Source organism: Peptoclostridium litorale DSM 5388 (assembly GCF_900141635.1).
In the GTDB taxonomy this organism is placed as follows: domain Bacteria; phylum Bacillota; class Clostridia; order Peptostreptococcales; family Peptostreptococcaceae; genus Peptoclostridium; species Peptoclostridium litorale.
Window position 1 is genome coordinate 106,497 of the sequence record NZ_FSRH01000010.1, and the last position, 21,528, is coordinate 128,024.

At 42.2% G+C, this 21,528-nt stretch carries 16 protein-coding genes, 1 pseudogene and 1 riboswitch; of the genes and pseudogenes, 7 read left to right on the top strand and 10 right to left on the bottom strand.

What is annotated here, in order from left to right; genetic code table 11:
* Positions 1-2: 2 nt before the first annotated feature.
* The 6 genes from iorA to BUQ87_RS10350 all read right to left on the bottom strand — a co-directional run bounded on the left by iorA (position 3) and on the right by BUQ87_RS10350 (position 8,695).
* On the bottom strand, positions 3-1,781 hold the full coding sequence (gene iorA, locus BUQ87_RS10325) for an indolepyruvate ferredoxin oxidoreductase subunit alpha (RefSeq protein ID WP_038263674.1): 1,779 nt from the start codon (positions 1,779-1,781) through the stop codon (positions 3-5).
* A gap of 94 nt (positions 1,782-1,875) precedes the next feature.
* On the bottom strand, positions 1,876-2,781 hold the full coding sequence (locus BUQ87_RS10330; protein ID WP_077216501.1) for a bifunctional enoyl-CoA hydratase/phosphate acetyltransferase: 906 nt from the start codon (positions 2,779-2,781) through the stop codon (positions 1,876-1,878).
* Positions 2,782-3,220: 439 nt separating this feature from the next.
* Positions 3,221-4,228: an ABC transporter ATP-binding protein gene (locus BUQ87_RS10335; RefSeq protein ID WP_052636029.1), complete on the bottom strand. Its 1,008-nt coding sequence runs from the start codon at positions 4,226-4,228 to the stop codon at positions 3,221-3,223.
* Entirely contained in the window at positions 4,225-5,016 is a 792-nt protein-coding gene (locus BUQ87_RS10340) for an ABC transporter permease (RefSeq protein ID WP_038263671.1), read from the bottom strand. The genes BUQ87_RS10335 and BUQ87_RS10340 overlap by 4 nt, the downstream gene beginning before the upstream one ends.
* 209 nt (positions 5,017-5,225) lie before the next feature.
* The gene (wtpA, locus tag BUQ87_RS10345; protein WP_038263668.1) at positions 5,226-6,251 is read right to left on the bottom strand and encodes a tungstate ABC transporter substrate-binding protein WtpA; all 1,026 of its coding nucleotides are present in this window, start codon (positions 6,249-6,251) and stop codon (positions 5,226-5,228) included.
* A gap of 85 nt (positions 6,252-6,336) precedes the next feature.
* Positions 6,337-6,455: riboswitch (molybdenum cofactor riboswitch) on the bottom strand.
* Between the two features lie 161 nt (positions 6,456-6,616).
* Positions 6,617-8,695: a sigma-54 interaction domain-containing protein gene (locus tag BUQ87_RS10350; RefSeq protein ID WP_038263665.1), complete on the bottom strand. Its 2,079-nt coding sequence runs from the start codon at positions 8,693-8,695 to the stop codon at positions 6,617-6,619.
* A gap of 207 nt (positions 8,696-8,902) precedes the next feature.
* Between BUQ87_RS10350 and BUQ87_RS10355 the strand changes: the two genes are divergently transcribed.
* On the top strand, positions 8,903-10,273 hold the full coding sequence (locus BUQ87_RS10355) for an MATE family efflux transporter (protein ID WP_052636027.1): 1,371 nt from the start codon (positions 8,903-8,905) through the stop codon (positions 10,271-10,273).
* 64 nt (positions 10,274-10,337) lie between these two features.
* Here the strand turns inward: BUQ87_RS10355 and BUQ87_RS10360 are convergent, their stop codons facing one another.
* Together BUQ87_RS10360 and BUQ87_RS10365 are read right to left on the bottom strand one after the other, a co-directional pair.
* Positions 10,338-12,557 carry a diguanylate cyclase gene (locus BUQ87_RS10360; protein WP_052636026.1) on the bottom strand — a complete coding sequence of 740 codons (2,220 nt, stop codon included), beginning with the start codon at positions 12,555-12,557 and terminating at the stop codon, positions 10,338-10,340.
* 286 nt (positions 12,558-12,843) lie between these two features.
* Positions 12,844-14,841 (bottom strand): methyl-accepting chemotaxis protein, encoded by a 1,998-nt coding sequence (locus tag BUQ87_RS10365; RefSeq protein WP_242943833.1) that lies wholly within the window; start codon positions 14,839-14,841, stop codon positions 12,844-12,846.
* A gap of 399 nt (positions 14,842-15,240) precedes the next feature.
* On the opposite strand from BUQ87_RS10365, the gene BUQ87_RS10370 reads away from it, so the two are divergent.
* From BUQ87_RS10370 to BUQ87_RS10395, 6 genes and pseudogenes are all read left to right on the top strand, one after another.
* A complete protein-coding gene (locus BUQ87_RS10370; RefSeq protein WP_038263659.1) occupies positions 15,241-15,813 on the top strand; it encodes a class I SAM-dependent methyltransferase in 573 nt (190 codons plus the stop codon).
* 94 nt (positions 15,814-15,907) lie between these two features.
* Positions 15,908-16,351 (top strand): MOSC domain-containing protein, encoded by a 444-nt coding sequence (locus tag BUQ87_RS10375; protein WP_038263655.1) that lies wholly within the window; start codon positions 15,908-15,910, stop codon positions 16,349-16,351.
* Between the two features lie 127 nt (positions 16,352-16,478).
* A pseudogene (locus BUQ87_RS10380) lies at positions 16,479-17,009 on the top strand (radical SAM protein); the annotation flags it as partial.
* 294 nt (positions 17,010-17,303) lie between these two features.
* Positions 17,304-18,392, top strand: a complete 1,089-nt coding sequence (locus BUQ87_RS10385) for an LptM family lipoprotein (RefSeq protein WP_038263652.1) — start codon at positions 17,304-17,306, stop codon at positions 18,390-18,392.
* A 229-nt stretch (positions 18,393-18,621) separates the two neighbouring features.
* On the top strand, positions 18,622-19,272 hold the full coding sequence (locus tag BUQ87_RS10390) for an accessory gene regulator ArgB-like protein (protein WP_038263651.1): 651 nt from the start codon (positions 18,622-18,624) through the stop codon (positions 19,270-19,272).
* Positions 19,273-19,353: 81 nt separating this feature from the next.
* A complete protein-coding gene (locus tag BUQ87_RS10395) occupies positions 19,354-19,473 on the top strand; it encodes a cyclic lactone autoinducer peptide (protein WP_077216498.1) in 120 nt (39 codons plus the stop codon).
* Positions 19,474-19,566: 93 nt separating this feature from the next.
* Here the strand turns inward: BUQ87_RS10395 and BUQ87_RS10400 are convergent, their stop codons facing one another.
* Complete coding sequence (locus BUQ87_RS10400; protein ID WP_038263649.1) at positions 19,567-20,499, bottom strand: amidohydrolase family protein; 933 nt, start codon at positions 20,497-20,499, stop codon at positions 19,567-19,569.
* 190 nt (positions 20,500-20,689) lie between these two features.
* Positions 20,690-21,253: an HD domain-containing protein gene (locus BUQ87_RS10405; RefSeq protein WP_038263647.1), complete on the bottom strand. Its 564-nt coding sequence runs from the start codon at positions 21,251-21,253 to the stop codon at positions 20,690-20,692.
* Positions 21,254-21,528 lie beyond the last annotated feature (275 nt).

The window sequence follows — 21,528 nt, forward strand, 5'->3', positions numbered from 1 at the left end:
TATTATTCACCTTTCCTTTCTATTGCATCGAACGGACAAACCTGAGCACATACAGAACATCCAACACACATGTCTGGATCTATCTTGGCAACCTTGTCGAATGAAAGCGCTGGACATCCAGTCTTAAGACAAAGCTTGCAAGACTTGCACTTGTCCTCTTTAACCTCGTATTTTTTCATTTCGCATCCGAACTCGTCCTTGTCCTGCTGTGAGAACTTCTTAAGAACGCAAGGCCATCTTGTTATTATAACCGAAGGCTCGTCCTTATCAAGAGCCGTTCTTATTGCAGTCTCAGCCTCTTTAAGGTCAAGCGGATTTATAGTTGTAACGTCGTCTATTCCTATGGCCTTTACAAGAGCCGGTATGTCTATTTGCTTTGCATCTTCTCCCATGAGTGTAAATCCGGTTCCAGGGTTTTGCTGGTGGCCAGTCATACCGGTTATCCTGTTGTCGAGTATTATTGTTACGGTGTTGCCCTTGTTGTATGCAACGTCCATAAGCGAGTTTACCCCTGTGTGGAAGAATGTAGAATCCCCTATTACAGAAACTATCTTCTTTTCCTCTCCAGCGTGTGCAAAAGCCTTTGCAGCTCCATGTCCTGTGGATATCGATCCTCCCATGCACACGCATGTGTCCATTGCGTTAAGCGGCTGGGTGAATCCAAGAGTGTAGCATCCTATGTCTCCAGTGACCATTACGTCCTTTATCTTTGAAAGCGCGAAGAAAAGTCCTCTGTGTGGACATCCCGCACAAAGAGTAGGAGGTCTTTTTATTACGTCTTTTTTAAGCTCGTCCACTCCGTCCATCTTAACTATCTCTTTTCCAAGAAGCGCCTTTGCTATTATGTCCGGGTTAAGCTCCTCTACATTAGGTATCTTATCCTTTCCTATGCAAGCTATTCCCCTTGCTCTTATCTGCTCTTCCATGTATGGCTCAAGCTCTTCTATTACATAAAGAGTGTCTACTTCCTTTGCGAAGTCCTCTATCATCTTGAACGGAAGAGGGTGAGTGAAGCCTATCTTAAGGTATGAGGCTGAATCTCCAAACACCTCTTTTGCGTACTGGTACGCTATTCCCGAAGTAACTATTCCTATCTTCTTGTCGCCATATTCAACTGTGTTAAGAGGCGAGTTGTTGCTGTATTCCTCAAGCTTTGCAAGCCTTTCTTCAAGAGTGTGGTGAAGAACCTTTGCGTGAGCGGGCGCTGCAAGGAATTTTGAAACATTCTTCTCATACGGCTTCTTTGCAACCTCTACTCTTTCTCCAAGCTCAACCATTGTCTTAGAGTGGCATATCCTGGTTGTAACCCTGAAAAGCACTGGAATATCATATTTTTCAGAAACCTCAAGGGCCTCCTTGACGAAGTCCTTGGCCTCTTGAGAGTCCGTAGGCTCCACCATTGCCATCTTTCCAAACTTGGCAAAATATCTATTGTCCTGCTCGTTTTGCGAAGAGTGCATTCCAGGATCGTCCGCAGATATGAATACGAATCCTCCGTTTACTCCAAGGTATGCGTAGGTCATTATAGGGTCTGCAGCAACGTTAAGTCCAACGTGCTTCATTGCTACCAGCGTTCTTGACCCCGCTATTGACGCTCCTATTCCAACCTCCATTGCAACCTTTTCGTTTGGAGCCCATTCGCAGTATATGTCGTTCTTGTACTGTTCTACGTTCTCAAGTATTTCTGTTGACGGTGTTCCTGGATAAGCCGCAGCTATGTGTCCGCCGGCCTCGTAAAAACCTCTGGCTATAGCTTCGTTACCTGTAAGCAGTTTTTTCATAATTCTCCTCCGTTTCTCGATGCGGCCAAGCCTCATCAATTATATATTCCTGTAATATATGTTATTAATATGATATTAAACACTTTGTCGCTTGTTAGCTTGTTGCAATTATTGCACCAAGAGCTATCGAGTAAAGCTTTGACTCACGCGTATCCGCCCTTGACACTAGAACAACCGGAGCCTTAGCTCCCATTATCACTCCGGCAGACTTTGCGTTTGCCATGTATGTGAGGGCCTTTCCCATTCCGTTGCCCACCTCTATAGTAGGTACAAGAACTACATCGACGTCTCCTGTAATCCTGCTTTTGAAGTTCTTTATCTCGGCAGCCTCTTTTGAAACTGCAAGGTCGAATGCTATAGGCCCTTCAACTATGACACCTTCCCCAAACTCGCCATTTTCTCCCATTTCAGCAAGCTTTGCAGCATCCACAGTCGCAGTCATCTTTTCGCTCACCTTTTCCTTTGCTGTAAGGCATGCAACCTTCACCTCGTCAATTTCGAAAGCCTTTGCGGCCTGAACTGCGTTTTTAAGTATTTTCGCCTTTGCCGCAAGGTCTGGAGCTATGTTCATTCCTCCGTCAGTGAACAGCATTAGCTTGTGGTAGGCTGGAACGTCGTATGCCATTACGTGGCTTAAAAGGCTATCAGTTCTTAGCCCGTGCTCCTTGTCTAAAACCGCCTTTATCATTATTGAAGTGTCAAGCATTCCCTTCATTACAAAATCAGCTTTCCCTTCTGAAACCAGCTTTACGGCCTTAAGCGCCGAGTCCGCAGGTCCTTCGCCCTCTATAAGCTCTATACCGTCAAGGCTTTCCCCGAGTTCTGCTGAAAGTTCCTTTATCTTTTCAACATCTCCAACCAATACAGGAATTACTATTCCTGCATTGGTTGCGTCAAATACCGCATGCAGCACTTCCTTGTCCTCTGCCGCAGCCACCGCAAGCTTCACATTGGAAATCGATTTTACTCTTTCCAAAAGCTCTTCAAGACTCTTTATCATTACAAACCACCTCACATATTTTTTATAAAACTCTCATTTATCTATATTGGTAAATATTTAAATTATAAACATATTTCTTCCCGCCAATAGTTAGAGCAAGTCTCATGCCAAGTTTTCAGTTTTCGCTTCAAAAAATCTATTTTTTCACCGTATGTTTTTTTTAAGTCCAAAAATACATTGAAAATATGCCGCCATCGCCGTTTTTTGACTTTACTGAAAATTTACAATTTTTATAAAAATGATACATTTTTGAATTGCAATCGTTTTCATGCATTGATAAAAAAACATGTCTTGATATGGCAAAAAGGGTTAAACGGTATTTTTTCCTATACCATTTAACCCTTTGATTGTGAATAAGGCTATCATTGCGCCGCGCAAAAAGTATGTGCACAGTATATATCCGTCTCAATACATATTAAAGCGGCAATCTAAATTACATTTATTTTTGGAGCAATGCTATGTCATCCATTTCTATTCCAATATGGACAGAGTCTCCGGGCATTGCCCCCATTCTTTTGATCTCCTTTTCAGTAGCACATGCAGTGTATATGTCTCCGCTGCTTTCTACCTTCATCTCCAGAAGCGTTCCGGCGCTTCTTATTGAAATTAGCTTTCCACTTATGTCTATTCCCCTTTCAAAATGAGATTTTGATACCATTATGTTTTCAGGGCGAATGCCTATGCTGCATGGACCCTTCAGCCCAAAGCCGGCTGCCTTTTTTTCGTCCAGCTCTAAAATGGTCTTCATACCTACGAAATTTGCGGTGAAAATACTTTTTGGCTTTTTGAAAATGTCATCCACGCCCCCGCACTGGACTATATTGCCCCCGCTTACAACCGCCACCTTGTCCGCAAGCGATCTTGTCTCCTCGAAGCTGTGGGTTATCATTATTGTTGTTATTCCGAGCCTTTGGTGAATCTCCTTTATCTCCCACTGTATGCTCTCCCTTATGCCGGGGTCGAGAGCTGAAAGCGGCTCGTCAAGGAGAAGTACGTCTGGCTGGACTATAAGGGCCCTTGCTATTGAAACCCTCTGCTTTTCCCCTCCGCTAAGCGTCCCCGGACGCCTTTTGAGTATGTGGCCTATCTTGAGAATGCCCACTATGTATTCAAAATTGTACAGGCATTTTTGTCTTTCCTCACAGCTTTTGAATTTTAGCCCGTAAAGTATGTTTTTTTCTACATTCATATGGGGAAAAAGGCAGTAGTCCTGGTAGCATATTGAAATTCCGCGATTTTCAGGCCTTGTCGTCGTCATATCCTCTCCCCTTACAATGACCCTGCCGCTTTTTAGGGGCACAAGTCCCGCTATGGACTCGAGTATTACGCTCTTTCCAGCTCCAGTAGGCCCCAAAAGCACAAAAAACTCTTCCCTTCCTACTTCAAGGCTTACATTGTCGAGCCTAAAATTCCCAAGTCTTACGCACAAGTTTTCAAGCCTTATCATACCTCATCCCTCTTTCCAAGTGAAATAAGCCTTAAAGCCACAAATACCGCAAGCGACATCATTATCAGAATCACTGTAACAGGAAGAGCGTAGGCTATCCCGTATGTCGAAAATCTTTCATATATGAGTGTGGGCGCTATCATAGGGTGGTACGCCAGTATTATCACAGCGCCAAACTCGCTCATTCCCCTCGCCCAGCTTATTATCATTCCGCTTAGTACGTCCCTCCAGGCCATCCTCAGCGTTATCCTGAAAAAAGTCCCCGCATGCGACGCCCCCAGGCTTCTTGATACATTTTCAATCCTTGGGGAAACCCATTTGAAGGCCTCCTTGGCAGAGCTTATCATGAGTGGCATGCTCACAAAAACCATGGCTATCACTATTGCAGTCTTGTTTCCCAGAAGCCTTATTCCGTATCTGCCAAAAAACGCTCCAAGGGGGCTTTTGGGCGATATTACAGTCAAAAGGGCTATTCCAGCCACAGTATGGGGCATCACAATGGGTATGTCTATCATGCTCTCCACAAGAGTTTTTCCCCTGAATTCATGTCTCGCCAGAAAATATGCGAAAGGTATTCCAAATAAAGATGCTATAGCGGTGGAATACGCCGCGCATTCCATGCTCAGCAGTATGCTCTTTATGACCTGGGGATCCCTTAGGGCCTCTGCTACGAGATTCGGCTTCGACCAAAAGAATGTGCTGCCAACAGGGTACAGAGTGAAAAACAGTATGACTGTCCCGCAGATGAGCGATGCTACGTATAAGATTTCAATCCTTTTATTTCCCATAAAAATCTCCCTCTGAAAATTATGTAAGCCACTTATTATTTAAATTATTATATCCAAATTCCAAATCAACTTCACAAATCTAATATTAACACTTATACGCCTTTTTTTCCATAAGCTGCATTATCCATTTAAAACAAATTAAAACAAAATTGCGGCCAGCGGCCGCAATTTCATCTGTTATTCTCATATTGTAATAATACATTCCCTTTTTATATTGACTCCGAAAGTCCTTCCGGAATGTTTTCCTCGCCAAACACGTTTACAGCGTCAAGCACAGGCTGGCCTTCCTCCTTGAGTATTCTCACTCCCTCTTTCTCGTCGAAAAGGAATTTCAAAAACTCAACTGCCGCTTCGCTGTTTTCGCCGGTGTTAGGCATCGTAAGGCTGTAGACTATAGGTTCGCCTTTTTTAGTTATCTTCTCGCCCGGCTCTTTTCCGTCAAGCTCTATTGTGGCATTTGCATAGAAGTCCTTGTAGTCAAGCGAGCTGAGGTTTATCTCCATAGGCAGCTTTACATAGTCAAGGTCCGGATTCTTCTTGGCATGCTGAATCGCAACTGACTCGTATTCAAATGCGTAGTCAAGAGCTCCAGTCTCAAGCATTGCTATAAGCTCCACTGACTTTGGGCGGATATTTTCAGCTTTGCATGAATCCACAAGCTTCTGATTAATCCCATCCTTGCCATAGTGCTTTTCTGCAAGCTGCCAAAGAAGCACTGACCTGTATCCGCAAGGGTCGGCATTTGGATCACTGTGCCCGTAGTTGACCCCGTCCCTTGTAATCACGTCATACCAGTTGTCGGCATCTATTTCACCGGCGTATTTGCTGTCTTTTGAATACATTATAACCATTGAATTTTCGGCAAAAAGCGCATTCCAGCTTGCAAACTCAGGCATAACAAGAGTGTCTATTACTGTGTAATCGGCAGAGCAAAGCACGTCGACCTTGTCTCCAAGCTCTGTAATCTGCCTTGCAATCTTCCTGCTTCCCCCCGGTGTCCTTTGAACGTCAACACCAGGATGAAGCTCCTCGAATCTTTTTTCAAGAGCCTCAAACGGAACACTTAGGCTTCCAGCATGATACACCACAAGATCTCCCTGAAGGCTGTCCTCTTCCTGCTGGGCATTTGCCGCCTGAGTGAGTGATTCTTCCCCCTGGCCGCATCCCGCAAGCGCAAATGTCGATGCCATTAAAAGCGCAGTAAATATGCCTAGTAACTTCTTCGAAAACTTCATTTTTATCCCCCCTGTTTTTCGTTATACATCTGTAATATATGTAAAAATCTGCATGCAAAAGGCATTCCGGTATTGTGGAATGCCCTGTATACAAATTCAAACTCCTTTCCACAATGGGAGGCGCCTTCGTTTTCTCAAGCACCCTGTCGTTCCATCCGCCATAGCGCATGCCTTAGGCAAATAGAATCGGAATTTTCAAAATTCTAAAGTATCAAGCTAATTCTATCAGCATGCTCAAGCACATGTCAACGCCAGCAGGTCAATTTCCCCATTCAATAAAATTTCTCATATTATGTGTTCAGCAGCTCCAATGCGTAAGACGACTTGAATATTTATGCCTCACATACCATAAAGCATTCTATAATCTATGGATATCTTTTTTTAAGTTCATTCAAAATGTCAACACCCACATCCGTTATACTCGTTCCTCCCCGTCCCGTTTTTATATGGACAAAAGAGTATTTTTCAAGAGCTATCAGCATCAGTCTTATCTCCTGCTCTCCAAGCAGTAATCCCCTTTCCCTGGCCTCTTTATAGATGCTCCTCCTTCCGCTTCTTCTGCCCTCGTCCCTGGCTTGTTTGAGCATTTCCAAAACGAATACATAGTTTTCAATGGATTCTGCCTCCTCTTCCTCAAAACCTTCAAGAAGCGCCATCTCCTGCGGTCTTAAATCAGTCCTTTTGATGCTCTCCCCAGCTGGTTCAAACGGAAGGTCTTCTGCATGTATAATCTCTTTTCCAAGATTGGCCAGGTACTCAACATAGTTTTTGAGCTCCCTTATGTTTCCATCCCACGAGTGCTCTAAAAATATCTCTTCGGACTGCTCGTCGAGCTCGAAGCTGCTTTTAAACTCCTTTTTGAAATAGTCCGTAAGAGGAAGTATGTCCTCTTTTCTCTCCCTCAAAGAAGGTGTCTTAAGCGGCAGCACATTTATCCTGAAATAAAGGTCCTGCCTGAATTCCCCCGACGAGGCGAGCCTTTTGAGGTCCTTGTTCGTAGCCGCTATTATCCTTACGTCCACATCTATCACCCTGTCTCCGCCGAGCCTCATCACCTGCCTTTCCTGGAGCACTCTAAGAAGCCTGGCCTGAAGGTTTATAGGCATTTCCCCTATCTCGTCCAGAAAAAGCGTCCCCTTGTGCGCAAGCTCGAAAAGACCTATTTTCCCGCCTTTCCTGGCCCCCGTAAACGCGCCCTCCTCATATCCAAAAAGCTCGCTTTCAAGAAGATTTTCAGGAAACGCCCCGCAGTTTACGGCTACAAACTGGTAGTCCCTTCTCTCCGACGAATTGTGAATGGCTTGTGCAAACAGCTCCTTTCCCGTACCGCTCTCGCCCGTTATGAGAATTGATGAGCTCGACTTCGCCATTCTCCTGGCTATGTCCTTGCACATCATCAGCTTAGGGCTAGTCCCGAATATGTTGTAAAACCCATATTTCGCCTTGTGCCCCTTGGATATGAGCTGGCTTCTGAGCCTGTGCTGCTTTTTCTCTGCGTCCGAGAACTTTTTTATCCTCGCAACCGCCCCGTAGAGCTTGTTTGAATGTATTATGGGGTCTACCGCCACCACAACGTCGTATCCGTGTATTTTGACTATCCTTTCGGGAACAGCCTTCCAGTCATTGAGCGCCTTGTAAAAAGGTATCTCCGGCATCAGCGATATGCCGTCGACTCTCATCATCTCCCCCTTTTTCATCCCCACTATCTTTTCAGCCGCCTCGTTGCAAGAGTATACGAGCCCTTCCGAGTCCACGGCCACTATTCCCTCGTCAAGCACCTGAAGTAGTATGTCAAGCTGGCTTTCAAACCTGTTGAACCTTCCTATTATCTCCAAAAGCCCTGTGTTGGCGCTCACTATCTCCTTGAAGCTCTTTACTATGTTCTGCTTGTGTATCATGTGGTCAAGCTCAAGCTTGAAGGCTATGTCCATTATCGTCCCTATATCCAAGAGCCCGTATCCTATGTCCACAATTTTAATTCCCCTGCCTGCAAAATCATGATCCCTGCCCATTGTAATTATTGTGTCAAACTCCTCCATGTAAAGCTCTCCATACGGGTCGTACCCGCTTGGCACAATGTCCACATGCTTTGCCCCGAGCTGGTATATAACCGATATCATCTGCATGGACATGGGTACGTTCTCGTCCACAAGAATTGCCCTAGTACCGTTTCCAAGGGCCATAACCCTTTCAAACGCGTACTTGGAAAGCGTCCTGCTTCCTATTACCACCTCGGCGCTCTTTGTTATATGCTTTTTTATGTCATAAAATATCTCATACGACGGAACTAGCACAAGGTCTTCGTCAAGCCCCCCTGCAAGGCTGCTTCTGTCGGGATAGTATATCCTGACTTCAACGCCCTCGCCAAAAAGGCTCATAAGCTGCTCTTTTTGGTAGTTTGCCTCCTCTAAAGCATAGCTAACTATTGAAATCGTCTTTTTCAAGCTTTTCACCTCATAAAATTGTGTTTATCTCACATTTATACCTCACATGCCTGTGATATATTTTAATATTATCATGTCTTGTGCAAAATCGCATCTTTAACGGTACCTTTATAATTCTAAAGTTTTTATTAATTTTCAATATCACTTATTGAATTTAATCCCCATTGTGTTAGACTATATTGTGCGATATTTAAGGAGGAATTCAACATGGAAAAACAAATGCCTCTGGCGAACGAACCGGTGGGAAAACTTCTCATAAAGTTTTCTACACCTGCAATTGTCGGAATGCTCATAAATGTGCTCTACAACATAGTGGACAGGATATTCATAGGACGCGGAGTGGGACCTCTTGCCATATCAGGCGTGGGACTTACATTTCCTTTCATGACCATAATAATGGCCTTTGGAATGCTCGTTGGAATAGGCGGGGCGGCACTCATATCAATAAGGCTTGGCGAAGGCAAAAAAGAAGAGGCTGAAAAGCTCCTTGGAAACACTTTTGTGATGCTCATTATAGTGTCACTTGGAGTGACGGCATTCGGGCTAATTCTCAGGGATCCGCTTTTGAAAGCTTTTGGCGCAAGCGCCCAGACGTTCAAGTACGCAAAAGAGTATATAACAATAATACTCGCGGGAACGCTTTTCAATGCGCTTGGATTCGGCCTGAACAGCGCCATACGATCTGATGGAAGCCCTAATATTGCAATGGCAACAAACCTGATAGGGGCGATAACAAACATAATACTGGACTACCTGTTTATAATGAAGCTGGGCCTTGGAATAAAGGGGGCCGCTTATGCCACTCTCATAGGCCAGTCGTTCAACACCATATGGGTCATTAAATACTTCATAGGAAGCAGAAGTTCCATCAAGCTAAAAACCAAGAACTTAAGGCTTGAAAAGCGCCTTGTCATGGGAATATTCGCAATAGGAATGTCTCCTTTTGCCATTCAGCTCGCAGGAAGCGTGATTAACATAATAGCGAACAAGGCCCTTTTGACATATGGAAGCGACTATGCAGTGGGGGCTATGAGCATAATGATAAGCATAGCAATGATGTTTTTGATGCCTGTATTCGGAATAAACCAGGGAGCTCAGCCTATAATAGGCTTCAACTACGGAGCAGCCAAATATGACAGGGTAAAGTCAGCCCTTTATAAGAGCATAGGCAGCGCCACATTGCTGTCCGTAGTGGGGGCAATTGCCGTTCAGTCAGCCCCAGCATCGCTTATGAGAATATTCACCCCGGATGCCGATATAATATCAATAGGAACCGGCGGCATGAAAATACTCATGCTGATGCTTCCAGTGATAGGTTTTCAGATAGTTGCGTCAAACTTTTTCCAGGCCATAGGGAAAGCCAAGGTTTCGCTTTTTCTCAGCCTTCTAAGACAGGTTATAATATTGATACCGCTCTTGCTGATACTCCCCGCAAAGCTCGGCCTTTTCGGAGTTTGGGTGTCGTATCCAATATCCGACATGCTTTCGTCGCTTATAACTCTGGTGTTTTTGGCTAAAGAGATAAAAACTCTAAGCAATACTCCCAGTGTAGGAAACAGCCTTCCAAATGCATCTTAGGCTGAATAGCTTAATAAAAATAGACAGCGCTTACCTTATCAAGGAACACTGTCTATTTTTATATCTAAATTCCCTTATTCTTGTTTTGCTGCCTCATGGCTTCCACAAACACTCTTGCAAGATATGGATCAAATTGTATGCTTGCGTTATCTTCTATTTCATGCAGCGCCTTGCTTACGCCAAGCCCTTTTCTGTATGACCGGTCCGACACCATGGCATGGAATGAATCGGCAATACAGACTATCCTCGCATAAAGGGGTATTTCTTCTCCTTTGAGCCCGTCGGGATATCCTCTTCCATCCCATCTTTCATGGTGGTATCTCACGCAAGAGAGTATATCGTCGTCCTGCACCATGCCCTTTACTATATTGTATCCAAGCATGGGGTGCTTTCTTATATACTCGGTTTCAATCTCATTGAGCTTTGAAGGCTTGTTTATTATGACATCGGGTATCCCTATCTTTCCGCAGTCATGAAGAAGCGCACCTATCCTGAGCCTGTATATCTGATCTTCCGAAAAATCTATTTTTTCGGCAATCAACAGGGAATACATGGCCACATTATCCGAATGCATTCCCGTATATTCATCTTTTGCATCTACCGCCTTTGTAATCGCAATCACAGAGTCTATGAATACATCCTTTTGAGCCTGCTCTCTCCTGCCCTTAAAAAGAATAGCCTCAATTTCCCCGTTGTATACGCTTACTATGTTTCTTCCGAGGCTCTTTGCATAATGCATGGCGATCTCGCCCTTTCTCACAAGGCCGTGTGAATTCATAGAATCCGCAGGATATGAAGCTATTCCCATGCTCATGGTCACGGGCATATGGTCGCTGTATCTTTGTATGTTGAAGCTTTTTCCCATGCCTATTCTGAGCCTTTCTGCTATGGGCCTTGCATTTTCTGCATTTTTTCCCATGAGCATAACTACGAACTCCTCTCCTCCATACCTGAAAACCTCAGACCCCTTTGGAACGCTCCTTTTAATATATTTTGCAATTTCCTCGAGAAGCAAGTCTCCAACCCCATATCCATATGCGCTGTTTATGTTTTTGAACTTGTCAACATCTGCCAGAATGATCGACATGCTCTTAATACCGGAGTCTACCTTTTCTTCGAATGTCTCATGAAAATACCTGTGGTTGTAAAGGCCTGTAAGCTCGTCTTTTTTTGACATTGTCATCAACGCTTTGTTTTCCTCATTGCTCCTGGCTATCTTTTCAACCATTCCGTTGAAAGCTGCTGTAAGCCTTACGATTTCGACAGGCCCCGACTCCTTGAGCTTTACAAGTGTGTTTCTGCTGTTCATTATTGTCACCTGCTCTTCCAGCCTCTTCACGGGCATTATGACCTCCCTTTTGAACTCGGAGCTCACAGCCAGCACCAGAAACAATGCAAATATCAAAGCTCCAATCGCACTTTTGCCCGTAATGCTTTCTATCTTTTCAAGCATACTTATCGATTCAACAATTCCAAAACTACCTATCCTTTTTCCGCCTATACCGTATATATCTGTATTTTTAAACGCATAAGATTCGCCTTTGTCATCCGTAATTAACGCTACTTGCATTTCCTCTTCCCAGCTTTGCTCATCAAGCAAAGCCCTTATACCCGGAGGCGCCGCCACTATCTTTCCATTGTAAGTGAAAAAAATATCAATGCCGAACCGTTCTTTCAAACTCTGCAGCATCTCATCGTCTATCCTGTCAGCAATGACAAGCACCCCTGCGGGTTCTCCGCTGTAATCGCTCATCAGCACAGGCACTATTGAAATTATATACAGCGTGGAATTGTAACATGTGTATCCAGACAGTTCAAGGTAGCCTTTTCCGTCAGCATTGGATGCCAATATCTTTTTTGTATAGTCCAGAGACATTATATCTTGCGCAAGCCCCAAGTCTACTCCATGATGCTTTATCACTTTTCCGTCTTTTCTTATTATGGAAACTATGTCTACGCCATAATTGAATGGAATCCATCTCATGAAGTTTTCTTTAAAGAAAGCGTTTTCGTCAACATCGGAGCTCAGTTTTTCATATGCTTCGCTCCATATTCCGTAATCCCTTGCAATTGAGGTAAGCCTTTCAGCCTCAACATTCCATACCTTTACCGTATTGTCGACGCTCTTTTCAATATTTCGTTTTTCGACTGCTGAAAAAAAGCCTGAAATGGCGAAATTGTTCAGCACAAGCTGAAATGATACAAGTATCAGTATGATAGTGCTTACAAACATCCTAAATTTTTTTTGAAGGCTTGCTCCAGTAAGTTTATTATATATTTTCAAAGCCTCACCTCTTTTAAAAGACAAATCGTCAAATAGATATGAATATTCATTTGAAATTCCATTTTAATACAATTATACCCCCCTGTATTGACATGAAACTCACATTATACTTGAGAATACAATATGTATTCAAAAATACAAATCAAAAAACAGGAGCCGAAGGCGTTTTTAATGCCTTTAGCTCCTGTTTCCATTTGAATAATGATATTGTGTTTTGCTATCTGCCCATTTGCTGCTATTGATTTAATTTTTGCTGGGTTCTCTCAAATTCTTGACAGCATATACACTACAGTTTGAACTTACTCATTTCATCCTGCAGGCTCTCTGCAAGCTCTTTCAGATTGTATATCTGTTTTGATATATCCTCCACAGATGCAACCTGCTCCTCTGTAGCAGCAGAGACCTCCTGAGTCGCTGCTGATGTTTCCTGTGAAGATGCAGATATGTTTTCAACCACATGGACAACTTCGTCCTTGAGCACTGTCATCTTCCTGCTGTTTTCCTGTATCCTTTCTATGTCTTCGCTAAGCCCCTGTATGGAACTAGATATCTGATTGAATACTACATCAGTCTCATTAACAGCTTTCGTTTGCTCTTCTACAGCCTCTTTAGTCTTTTCAACAGATAAAACCGCTTTTTTGGTCATGTTTTGAATATCATCAATCATAGACCTGATTTCCTCTGCAAACCTCGAAGACTCTTCTGAAAGTTTCCTCACCTCTTCTGCAACCACGGCAAACCCTCTTCCCTGTTCTCCCGCCCTTGCAGCTTCTATGTTCGCATTGAGAGCAAGAAGATTCGTCTGCTCTGCTATTGCGGATATTGCATCAACTATCATTGTTATTCCTTCGGCTTTCTTGTCCACATCAAAAACCACATCATTTACTTCCTGCGCCGCACTGCTGCTTTGGGAACTCCTTTCATCAAGCTTTTTGACTATTTCAAATCCCTTTGCGGCAAGCTCATTAGTACTCATTGAAATATCCTTCATGTCTTGAGCATCTTTTGAAACCATCTCAATTACACCAGCCATATCACTTATTATATTTGCACCGGTGATTGTATCTGACGACTGTTTTTCTGCGCTTTTGGCTATATCTCCCACCGTAACTGCTATTTCATTTGATGCCTCTTCCGATTTTGCCGAAACCGATGTAAGAGCCGTGGCCGCCTCGCCAACGGTGACTGCAGACTTCATTATATCTCCCAAAAGACTCTTTATATCACACTGAAGCTTGTTCATGGCCCTTGCAAAATCTCCAAATTCATCATTCTTTTTCAGCTGGCTTTCAGGCACCTCGCTTGTAAAGTCACCTTCCGCCATCACTGAAATGTGTCCCCTTGCTATGTTAAGAGACCCGGCAATATTTGAAGCTATCAAAAGGGCTATAAGCACCGCCAGCACAATTCCCACGGCAATTCCCACAAATATAGAGCTTTTCATCACATTGGTATCTGCAAGCAGCTCTGCTTCTTCAACTGCCGCAACTATTTTCCATCCTGTCTTTTCGTTTGTGGCAAATGTCAAAAATTTATCCGTACCATTGTACTCATATTCCATATATCCGGTGGAACTTTTCGACAGGTTTTCCCAGAAATTAGGTTTGGACTTTGTGTCCTCACCTATTTCTTCTTTATCTTTATGGGCCAGCATAACTCCGTTGTTGTCAACTATGAACATATATCCTTCCTTGCCTATTTTTACAGAGTCAGACTGCTGAGTCAGTATGTCAAGGCTTACATCCATTCCCGTAACACCCACAATTTGGCCGCTATCGTCTGTTACAGCACGTACAACAGATATTATGGTGTTTCCTGTAAATGCGTCTTCATATGCATCTGTCCAAACTGTCTTTCCCTTATTTTCCAGAGCAAGACTGTACCAAGGCCTTTTTGTAGGGTCGTACCCGTCAGGAAGGTCCGTCTCTGGATATATGTTCATTACGCCGTCACTCGATCCAAAATATGTATTCATTATATAACTATTACTCTTTTGTACACTTTTTAGAGCCTCATAACCCACAACCTGCTCATAAGTCTTTATGTACGAGTTTTCTGAAATTGACACGAGCTGAAGCTCCATTGAACTTAAGAACTGGTCTATGAACTTTTCGCTTTCAGATATGGTCTGCTGATTTGTGACCTCAATCTTGCCTTTCAATATTTCAAATGCCTTGTTGTATGAAAAATATCCGAATAGTGCAAGCGGCATAACTATCGCCGCCAGTATAAGCGCAATCAGCCTTCCCTTTATGCTTCCTCCCCTTCTTTTTTGCTTCTCCACATTTTTCAAAACCATCACCCTTTCAAATCAATATTTTACTTACATGTCGTTGCAGCCAGATTCCTTCGAAGTTAAATTTTAAGTAATTTTGTTAAAAAAATATTAAAAAATAAATACCTCATAGAAATATTACCATATTTAGACGACTATATACAATTCATTTCACCGTTTATATAGCCAAATCAATTAATAACCTAATATGATTTTCAAATGTCTTCGATTTTTTCAATTATATGATAATTCTAATTTCCCTCTGTTTAGCTTGTTGAATTTAAAATATTCTAATACAATTGTGTATATACCGAATATATAATGCAGTTAGCATGGCATTAAAACCTAACGGAGTGTTTATACCCCGATATATTCGTTTTAAACAGACTTTTAAAAATGGAGGTAATCATGTCACATATATTTGACGAAAATATGAGGAAAAAGCTCGAAGGACCAAAGAGGCAGGAAGAGATGAAACCCATTCAAACCCTTAAAAAGCTCGGCCTTGAAAAGGGCGATGTAATTCTGGACATAGGGTGTGGAATAGGATTTTTCTCAATCCCCGCATCCGAAATAGTTGGAGAAAGTGGAAAAGTCTATGCAGCGGACATTTCAGAGGTAATGCTCAAAGAACTTTCAGAAAAAATTTCCAAGCAGGGTATTACAAACATAGTCCCGGTGCTTTCGGACGGCAATTCAATATCCACTGGCGGCCAGCCCCCTACTTTTTGCCTCCTCGTGAATGTGGTTCATGAAGTCGACGACAAAGAAGACCTCATAGGCATGACCCATTCTCTAATGGATAAAGGCGGAAAAATTGCCGTAATAGATTTCAAGAAGATACCCACGGACGGAGGCCCTCCCCTTGAATTCAGGCTATCCCAAGGCGAATTGGAAAATCTTCTCAAATCTCAGGGATACACTATAGCGGGAAAGGGCGATATTTCCGAAAGGTTTTATTTTGTAACGGGTGAAAAGTAGAAATCATCTCCGAAAGTCCTTTGAATTCGAAGGGAAATAGACTAAAATAATTGTAAGGACAAAATAGATATGTAGTTTAAAAGAAGGAGATATCATGAATAAGACTGGAAAAGTTATATCCATAAACATAAGCGAGACAAAAGGCGTAGTGAAAAATCCCATTCAGGAAGGTTTTTTCAAGGAAAACCACGGCCTTGAAGGAGACGCCCATTCAGGAGAATGGCACAGACAGGTGAGCCTTCTTGGAATCGAGAGCTTTGAAAAGATGAGGGCAAAGGGAGTGGAGCTTAATCCTGGAAAATTCGCTGAAAACCTTACTACCGAAGGGATAGTTCTTTACGATCTTCCGGTGGGAACCCAGCTTAAAATAGGCGATACGCTTCAGGAAGTGACTCAGATAGGAAAGCAGTGCCACCACGGCTGCGAGATCAAAAAGCTCGTTGGAGACTGCGTTATGCCAAGAGAAGGCATATTCACAAAGGTTATAGAGGGCGGAGTAATAAAGGCAGGAGACTCTATAGAAGTGCTTTTAAAATAGAACAGTTATTTTTAAAACCAAGGCCATGCGCTTTGGTTTTTTTGTTTCTCGTTTTTGGGGTATTATTGGAATATGCCAAATTAAAAGGATGTAATGTTTTGGAAGGACAGACCACCTTTCAAACAAGCGTGAGGAATTTTTCAGCCTCGACGATATAATTGATGAGTTCAGGGACTACATAAAATCCGGTATGGACTTTGACGTCGTTACCATAGTCGGTGAGGGCAAGCCCTCGCTCTACTCAAGGCTGGGAGACCTCATAGTGGAAATCCAAAGGCTTGTCCAAAATCCCGTTGCGGTGATAACAAACGGAGCACTGCTTTGCGAGCCTGACGTAAGAGATGAGCTTATGAATGCCGACATAGTCCTTCCAACGCTTGATGCATTCGACAGCGAAAGCTTCAAAAGGATAAACAGGCCGCATACAAGCCTTGTATTCAAAGATGTCTACAAAGGCCTGGTCGAGTTTTCACACGCCTACAAGGGTGAGCTTTGGATAGAGGTCATGATAATGGACGGCATAAACGACGATTTGGAATCCCTCGGAAAAATAAAGGAGCTTTTGGAAGATGTGACTTACTCCAGGGTATACATAAATACTCCTGTAAGGCCTCCAGCCGAAAGCTGGGTAAGGCAGTCCTCTTCTGACTCCATATAGCTGGCCGCCAAAATACTAGGCGGGATATCAATAGAAATGCTCGACTCCGAAGGCTTTTTCAGCGAAGAGCAGGACGACTACAGGGCAATACTGAGAATAATAAAGAGACATCCAATGAACAACATGAAATCACAGGTTTTTTAACCTCAAGAAAATGCCCCGATGTAGACGAGATATTCAAAAGGCTCTCAGAAGACAGTGCCGTGCAAACCATAAAATACAAGGACTACACGACATACAGGCTCAAAATGTGATATACTCTAAATATATTTTACAGAAAAGGAGACTTTTGTTATGAAAAAAATATTGACCACACTTCTCGTCCTGGTTATGGCATTTACGCTTATCGGCTGCTCTTCTAAATCAAACAAGAGTGAGCCCATGCTTTTAACCGGAAAAATACTTCCCAATTACATACCAATGGGCGTGGGTATTTCACTTGATGAAGCTATGTCCATAGACGGCCGGGAAGTTACCGAAATTTACTTTGATGATGATTCTATAACAGACCTTGTCCCTAGAAAATACTTTACATACTATTTTGAAGGCGGAACTTCAATAGATTCGGACAAATATACCGGTAAAATCCCAATTACAGTTGAAGTCGACCCTGCCAGCCTTGTTTACACCGAAAACCTTGGAAGGACATCGGCTGTAATAAGCAAAGTCGTATCCATTGACGAAGAACAAAACCCTTCAGACAAGACTAAGGGCGAATACCCTGTAGACTATTACAAGCAAGTCTTCAATGCACTTGTCGGATCAAACGGCGGCGATGTAATTCCGGTTGACGTCAAGGACCACTACCTCTACAAGAATTCATCAAATTCAGCGGCTGGCAAAGAATTCAAAGCGGCAGTAGACAAGCTCGTTGAAAACGGATATGTGTTTCGCCAGGCGGAGGGCGAATTCCTCATGGAGCTCCTTTCGGAGGCGGAAATAGAGGAAATAGACTTAAGCCTTTCTGCAAAAGAGTTTTTGCAAAGATATCCTACAGACTATGTTTCAACGCAGGAGAACGGTGGATACCACGGCTTCGACACTGTCTACGAATACCCTTACACAGGTCTTACAGTCACATATTTCCACGATGACAAAAACGACCTGGGCAGCGCATATCTTGGCTCTGTAGCACTGACTTCATACAAGTATACTGTAAAGGGTCTGGACATATCAGTTGGAATGGGCCTTGAAGAAGCATACCAGTATTGTAGCGCAAATCTCGAGAAGATGTATAACATGCATGCCGATACGTACATGGATGAAATTTTTGTTTTCAACAACATGGCCTTGGTTTTAAACGACAGGGCATTTGGCGAGTATGGCGCAGTAACGCCAGAAGACAAAGTGGAGAAGATATCAATTTATATAATGGAAGACTAAGCTTATGCTTTAAATCCAAAGGTAACCCCCACACGTTAATTATAATAATAGATAGGCTATATGGTATTCTATGTAGCTTTATCTATTCTTTTTTTACTTTTTATTTCCAATGTGTTCTGGTTTGTAGGGAATTTGTATTATTTATGTGAACAGATAAAATTTGCGCATTTAGTCATTTATTGTCGTTTTATATACACAATAATCATCTAAAAGAAATGGAGGTTTCGTCATGGAAAATCATGTAAAAAAACATTTTGTTGAACGTATGATTGAGCAGATTCTTGGCATATATAAAAAACATATGGATATAAGCGATGATCAATACGCTGTATTACAATACTCAATACGTCTTCTTATAAGCTCTATTCTTAGTTATGCATTTACTCTTGGACTTGCATTGTTTTTGCAAATATTCCCGAATGTTCTTGTTATAATACTTACAGTCTCTGTATATCGTGCATTTTCAGGAGGAGCACACTGTTCATGTATGGGGAATTGTGCGATATATGGAGCACTAACAATGAATGCAATCGGGTTAATATCTAAATTTTTTAATCCAAACACCTCAGTTATGCTGAGTATAATAGTGTTTGCATTTGCCTTTTCACTTTGGGCCATTGCAAAATATGCACCTGCAGACACCCCTGGTAAACCCATATCAAGTAAAGTACAGTATCAAAAGTTAAAGAGAATGTCTATAGTTGTTCTTTGTACATGGCTCTTTGGATGTATTGTATGGTATTCAATTTTTAATACTGTTAACATCATTGTATTCGCATCGACGATGGCTATGATTTGGCAAAGCTATACACTTACAAGCAATGGTTACAGATTCTGTCATTTCATGGATTCAATTATAAGTAAATTAAGATTTAAGTAAAATGCGGTCTAGCTCCTTTCAAATACATATTGAAAGCTGAGTAATATAGATTGAAATAACAATTGTAGGGAGGGATTTTAAATGATGAGAAGAATGTTACAGCTATCTATAACAATACTTACATTCCTAGCTTTTGCAAATGTAGCATCAGCAACAAGTATTGCGGCTTACCAGCCTGAAATACCAGAGCAGTTCAAATAATTAAAAATGAAATAATTTTTTATTGCTTAAAATCCCATGTTTTTCATGGGATTTTAGTTTTTAGACAAAACAATCCGCCCTAATGGCAGAAATCTATAGCTCGAAGTCTTGGCTCAGTATGGAAGCTAAGGTGTTTTCTGAAATATTGAAGTTTTTCATATTTTCAATATAGGATGCGGAGTCTATAAAGGGCCAGTCGCTTCCAAACATTATTTTGACTTCGGGATATTGTTGGAGCAGGGATTCAATACATTTTATATCGGACCCTATTGTCTCCTTGAATGTGCCGATTATTACCTCATTTGGGGTTATGACTACACCGGAAAAGTCCAAATATATGTTTTCTTGGACTTTTAGAGGAGCGCAGGATATTCCCTTTAAAAATAATTCAAATGTAAGCTTTGTAATTTCGTCAAATCCCCCCCAGCCGCCGATATGGGCTATTATGATTTTTAGATTTTTGTGGTTTTCACATATGAAATCAATGAATTTCAGGGCTTTTTGCGGATTTTCATTTCGCCTGCTTCTAAAATGAATAATTACAGGAATGCTGTTTGACTCTGCAACTGATAGTATTTGGGATAGCCTGCTCAGATGGTATTTGTCTTCAATGTCTATTCTGGAATTTGTAAAGTGAAGCTTCAGTCCTTTGGGCGTTTCATATCTGCAGCACCTTGTCACCTCGTCAAGAGCATATGAAGTAAGGGGGTTTACACTGAAAAATGGAATAAGCCTTCCGTTTGAAAGAGAACATTCCCTAATGACAAAATCATTTTCCCTGACTGTATTTTGAATGGGATCTTCTATATTCATATCTTCCATCGAATAAATGTATGCAGAAGATATTGCAAACCCCTTGTATATGCCAGCGTTATCCAAAAGCGAAATGATGCTCTTGTGGTCATGTCCGCCAAAGGGGTTCCCGTTGAAAGTCTTCTTACCCGTTATGGATTTTATAAGATCTGCACATTCGCAGCTGGTCATATGCATATGACAGTCGATAGGGTATTTATATTCTGAAGGCATAGTAATCTCCTTTTTATATAGATATGTTTTGTCGATTGAAATTTAATTGTCTAAAAAATGCGGTTTATAATCATAAACCGCATTTTTTCAATATACAAGTAAGTTCATATTTTGTCAAATTGAGAGTTTACATGAGCTTGAGTTTTATAAAAATAGAGGTTCCCTTTGTTCATATAATTATCAAATTCACTTAATCAAGCAGGCTGTATCCTTCACTTTGCAGCCTTGCCTCCTGCTCTATGAGGCCGCTCACAACTATGTCCACATGCTCTGCAAACTCCACTTCCAGCGCCTCGGCTGAAGCAATAAGCTCCTCACGGTTTACCGCCTTGGCAAAAGCCTTGTCCTTCATTTTTTTCTTGACTGATTTTGCTTTAAGCCCTTCAAGCCTAGTAGGACGCATAAGCGCAACCGCAACTATAAAGCTTGCCATTTCATCAACGGCATGCAGGCACTGACGCTCCCTTGTGTCCCTTGGCACTCCTGATTCAATGCCATGCGAAAGTATTGATTTCACGAATTCATCCTCAAGCCCTGAACCTTCAAGCAGCTTTGGCGCATTATCGGGATGCTCCTGCGGGTATTTTTCAAAGTCTATATCGTGCAAAAGCCCCAATAGCCCCCAGCGGTTTTCGTCCTCTCCGAATCTTCTCGCATAGGCCGTCATTGCGGCCTCTACTGCTAACGAGTGGCGCAAAAGCCTGTCTGTTTTCACATGCTCCTTCAATAGTGTTAATGCTTCTTCCCTGTTCATGTCTTATCTCCCCCTGTAAATTATATGTATTGCAAAATTCAATTAAAATTATATTTTTCATAAAATGAATATTATAATATATTACCCACTTTTCGAGAACAGCCCCATATTAATTTTCCATTCTTATTGCTTACTTAAATTATAAAATGCAAAAGCCTGAGGGAAAATCCCTCAGGCTTTTATATACTATCTATCGAATTTCACTATATTGCAACTACAGTTGCTTCCCTTATTATTGGATCCGGCATGTGGACAACCGATACATTTTACGCCTT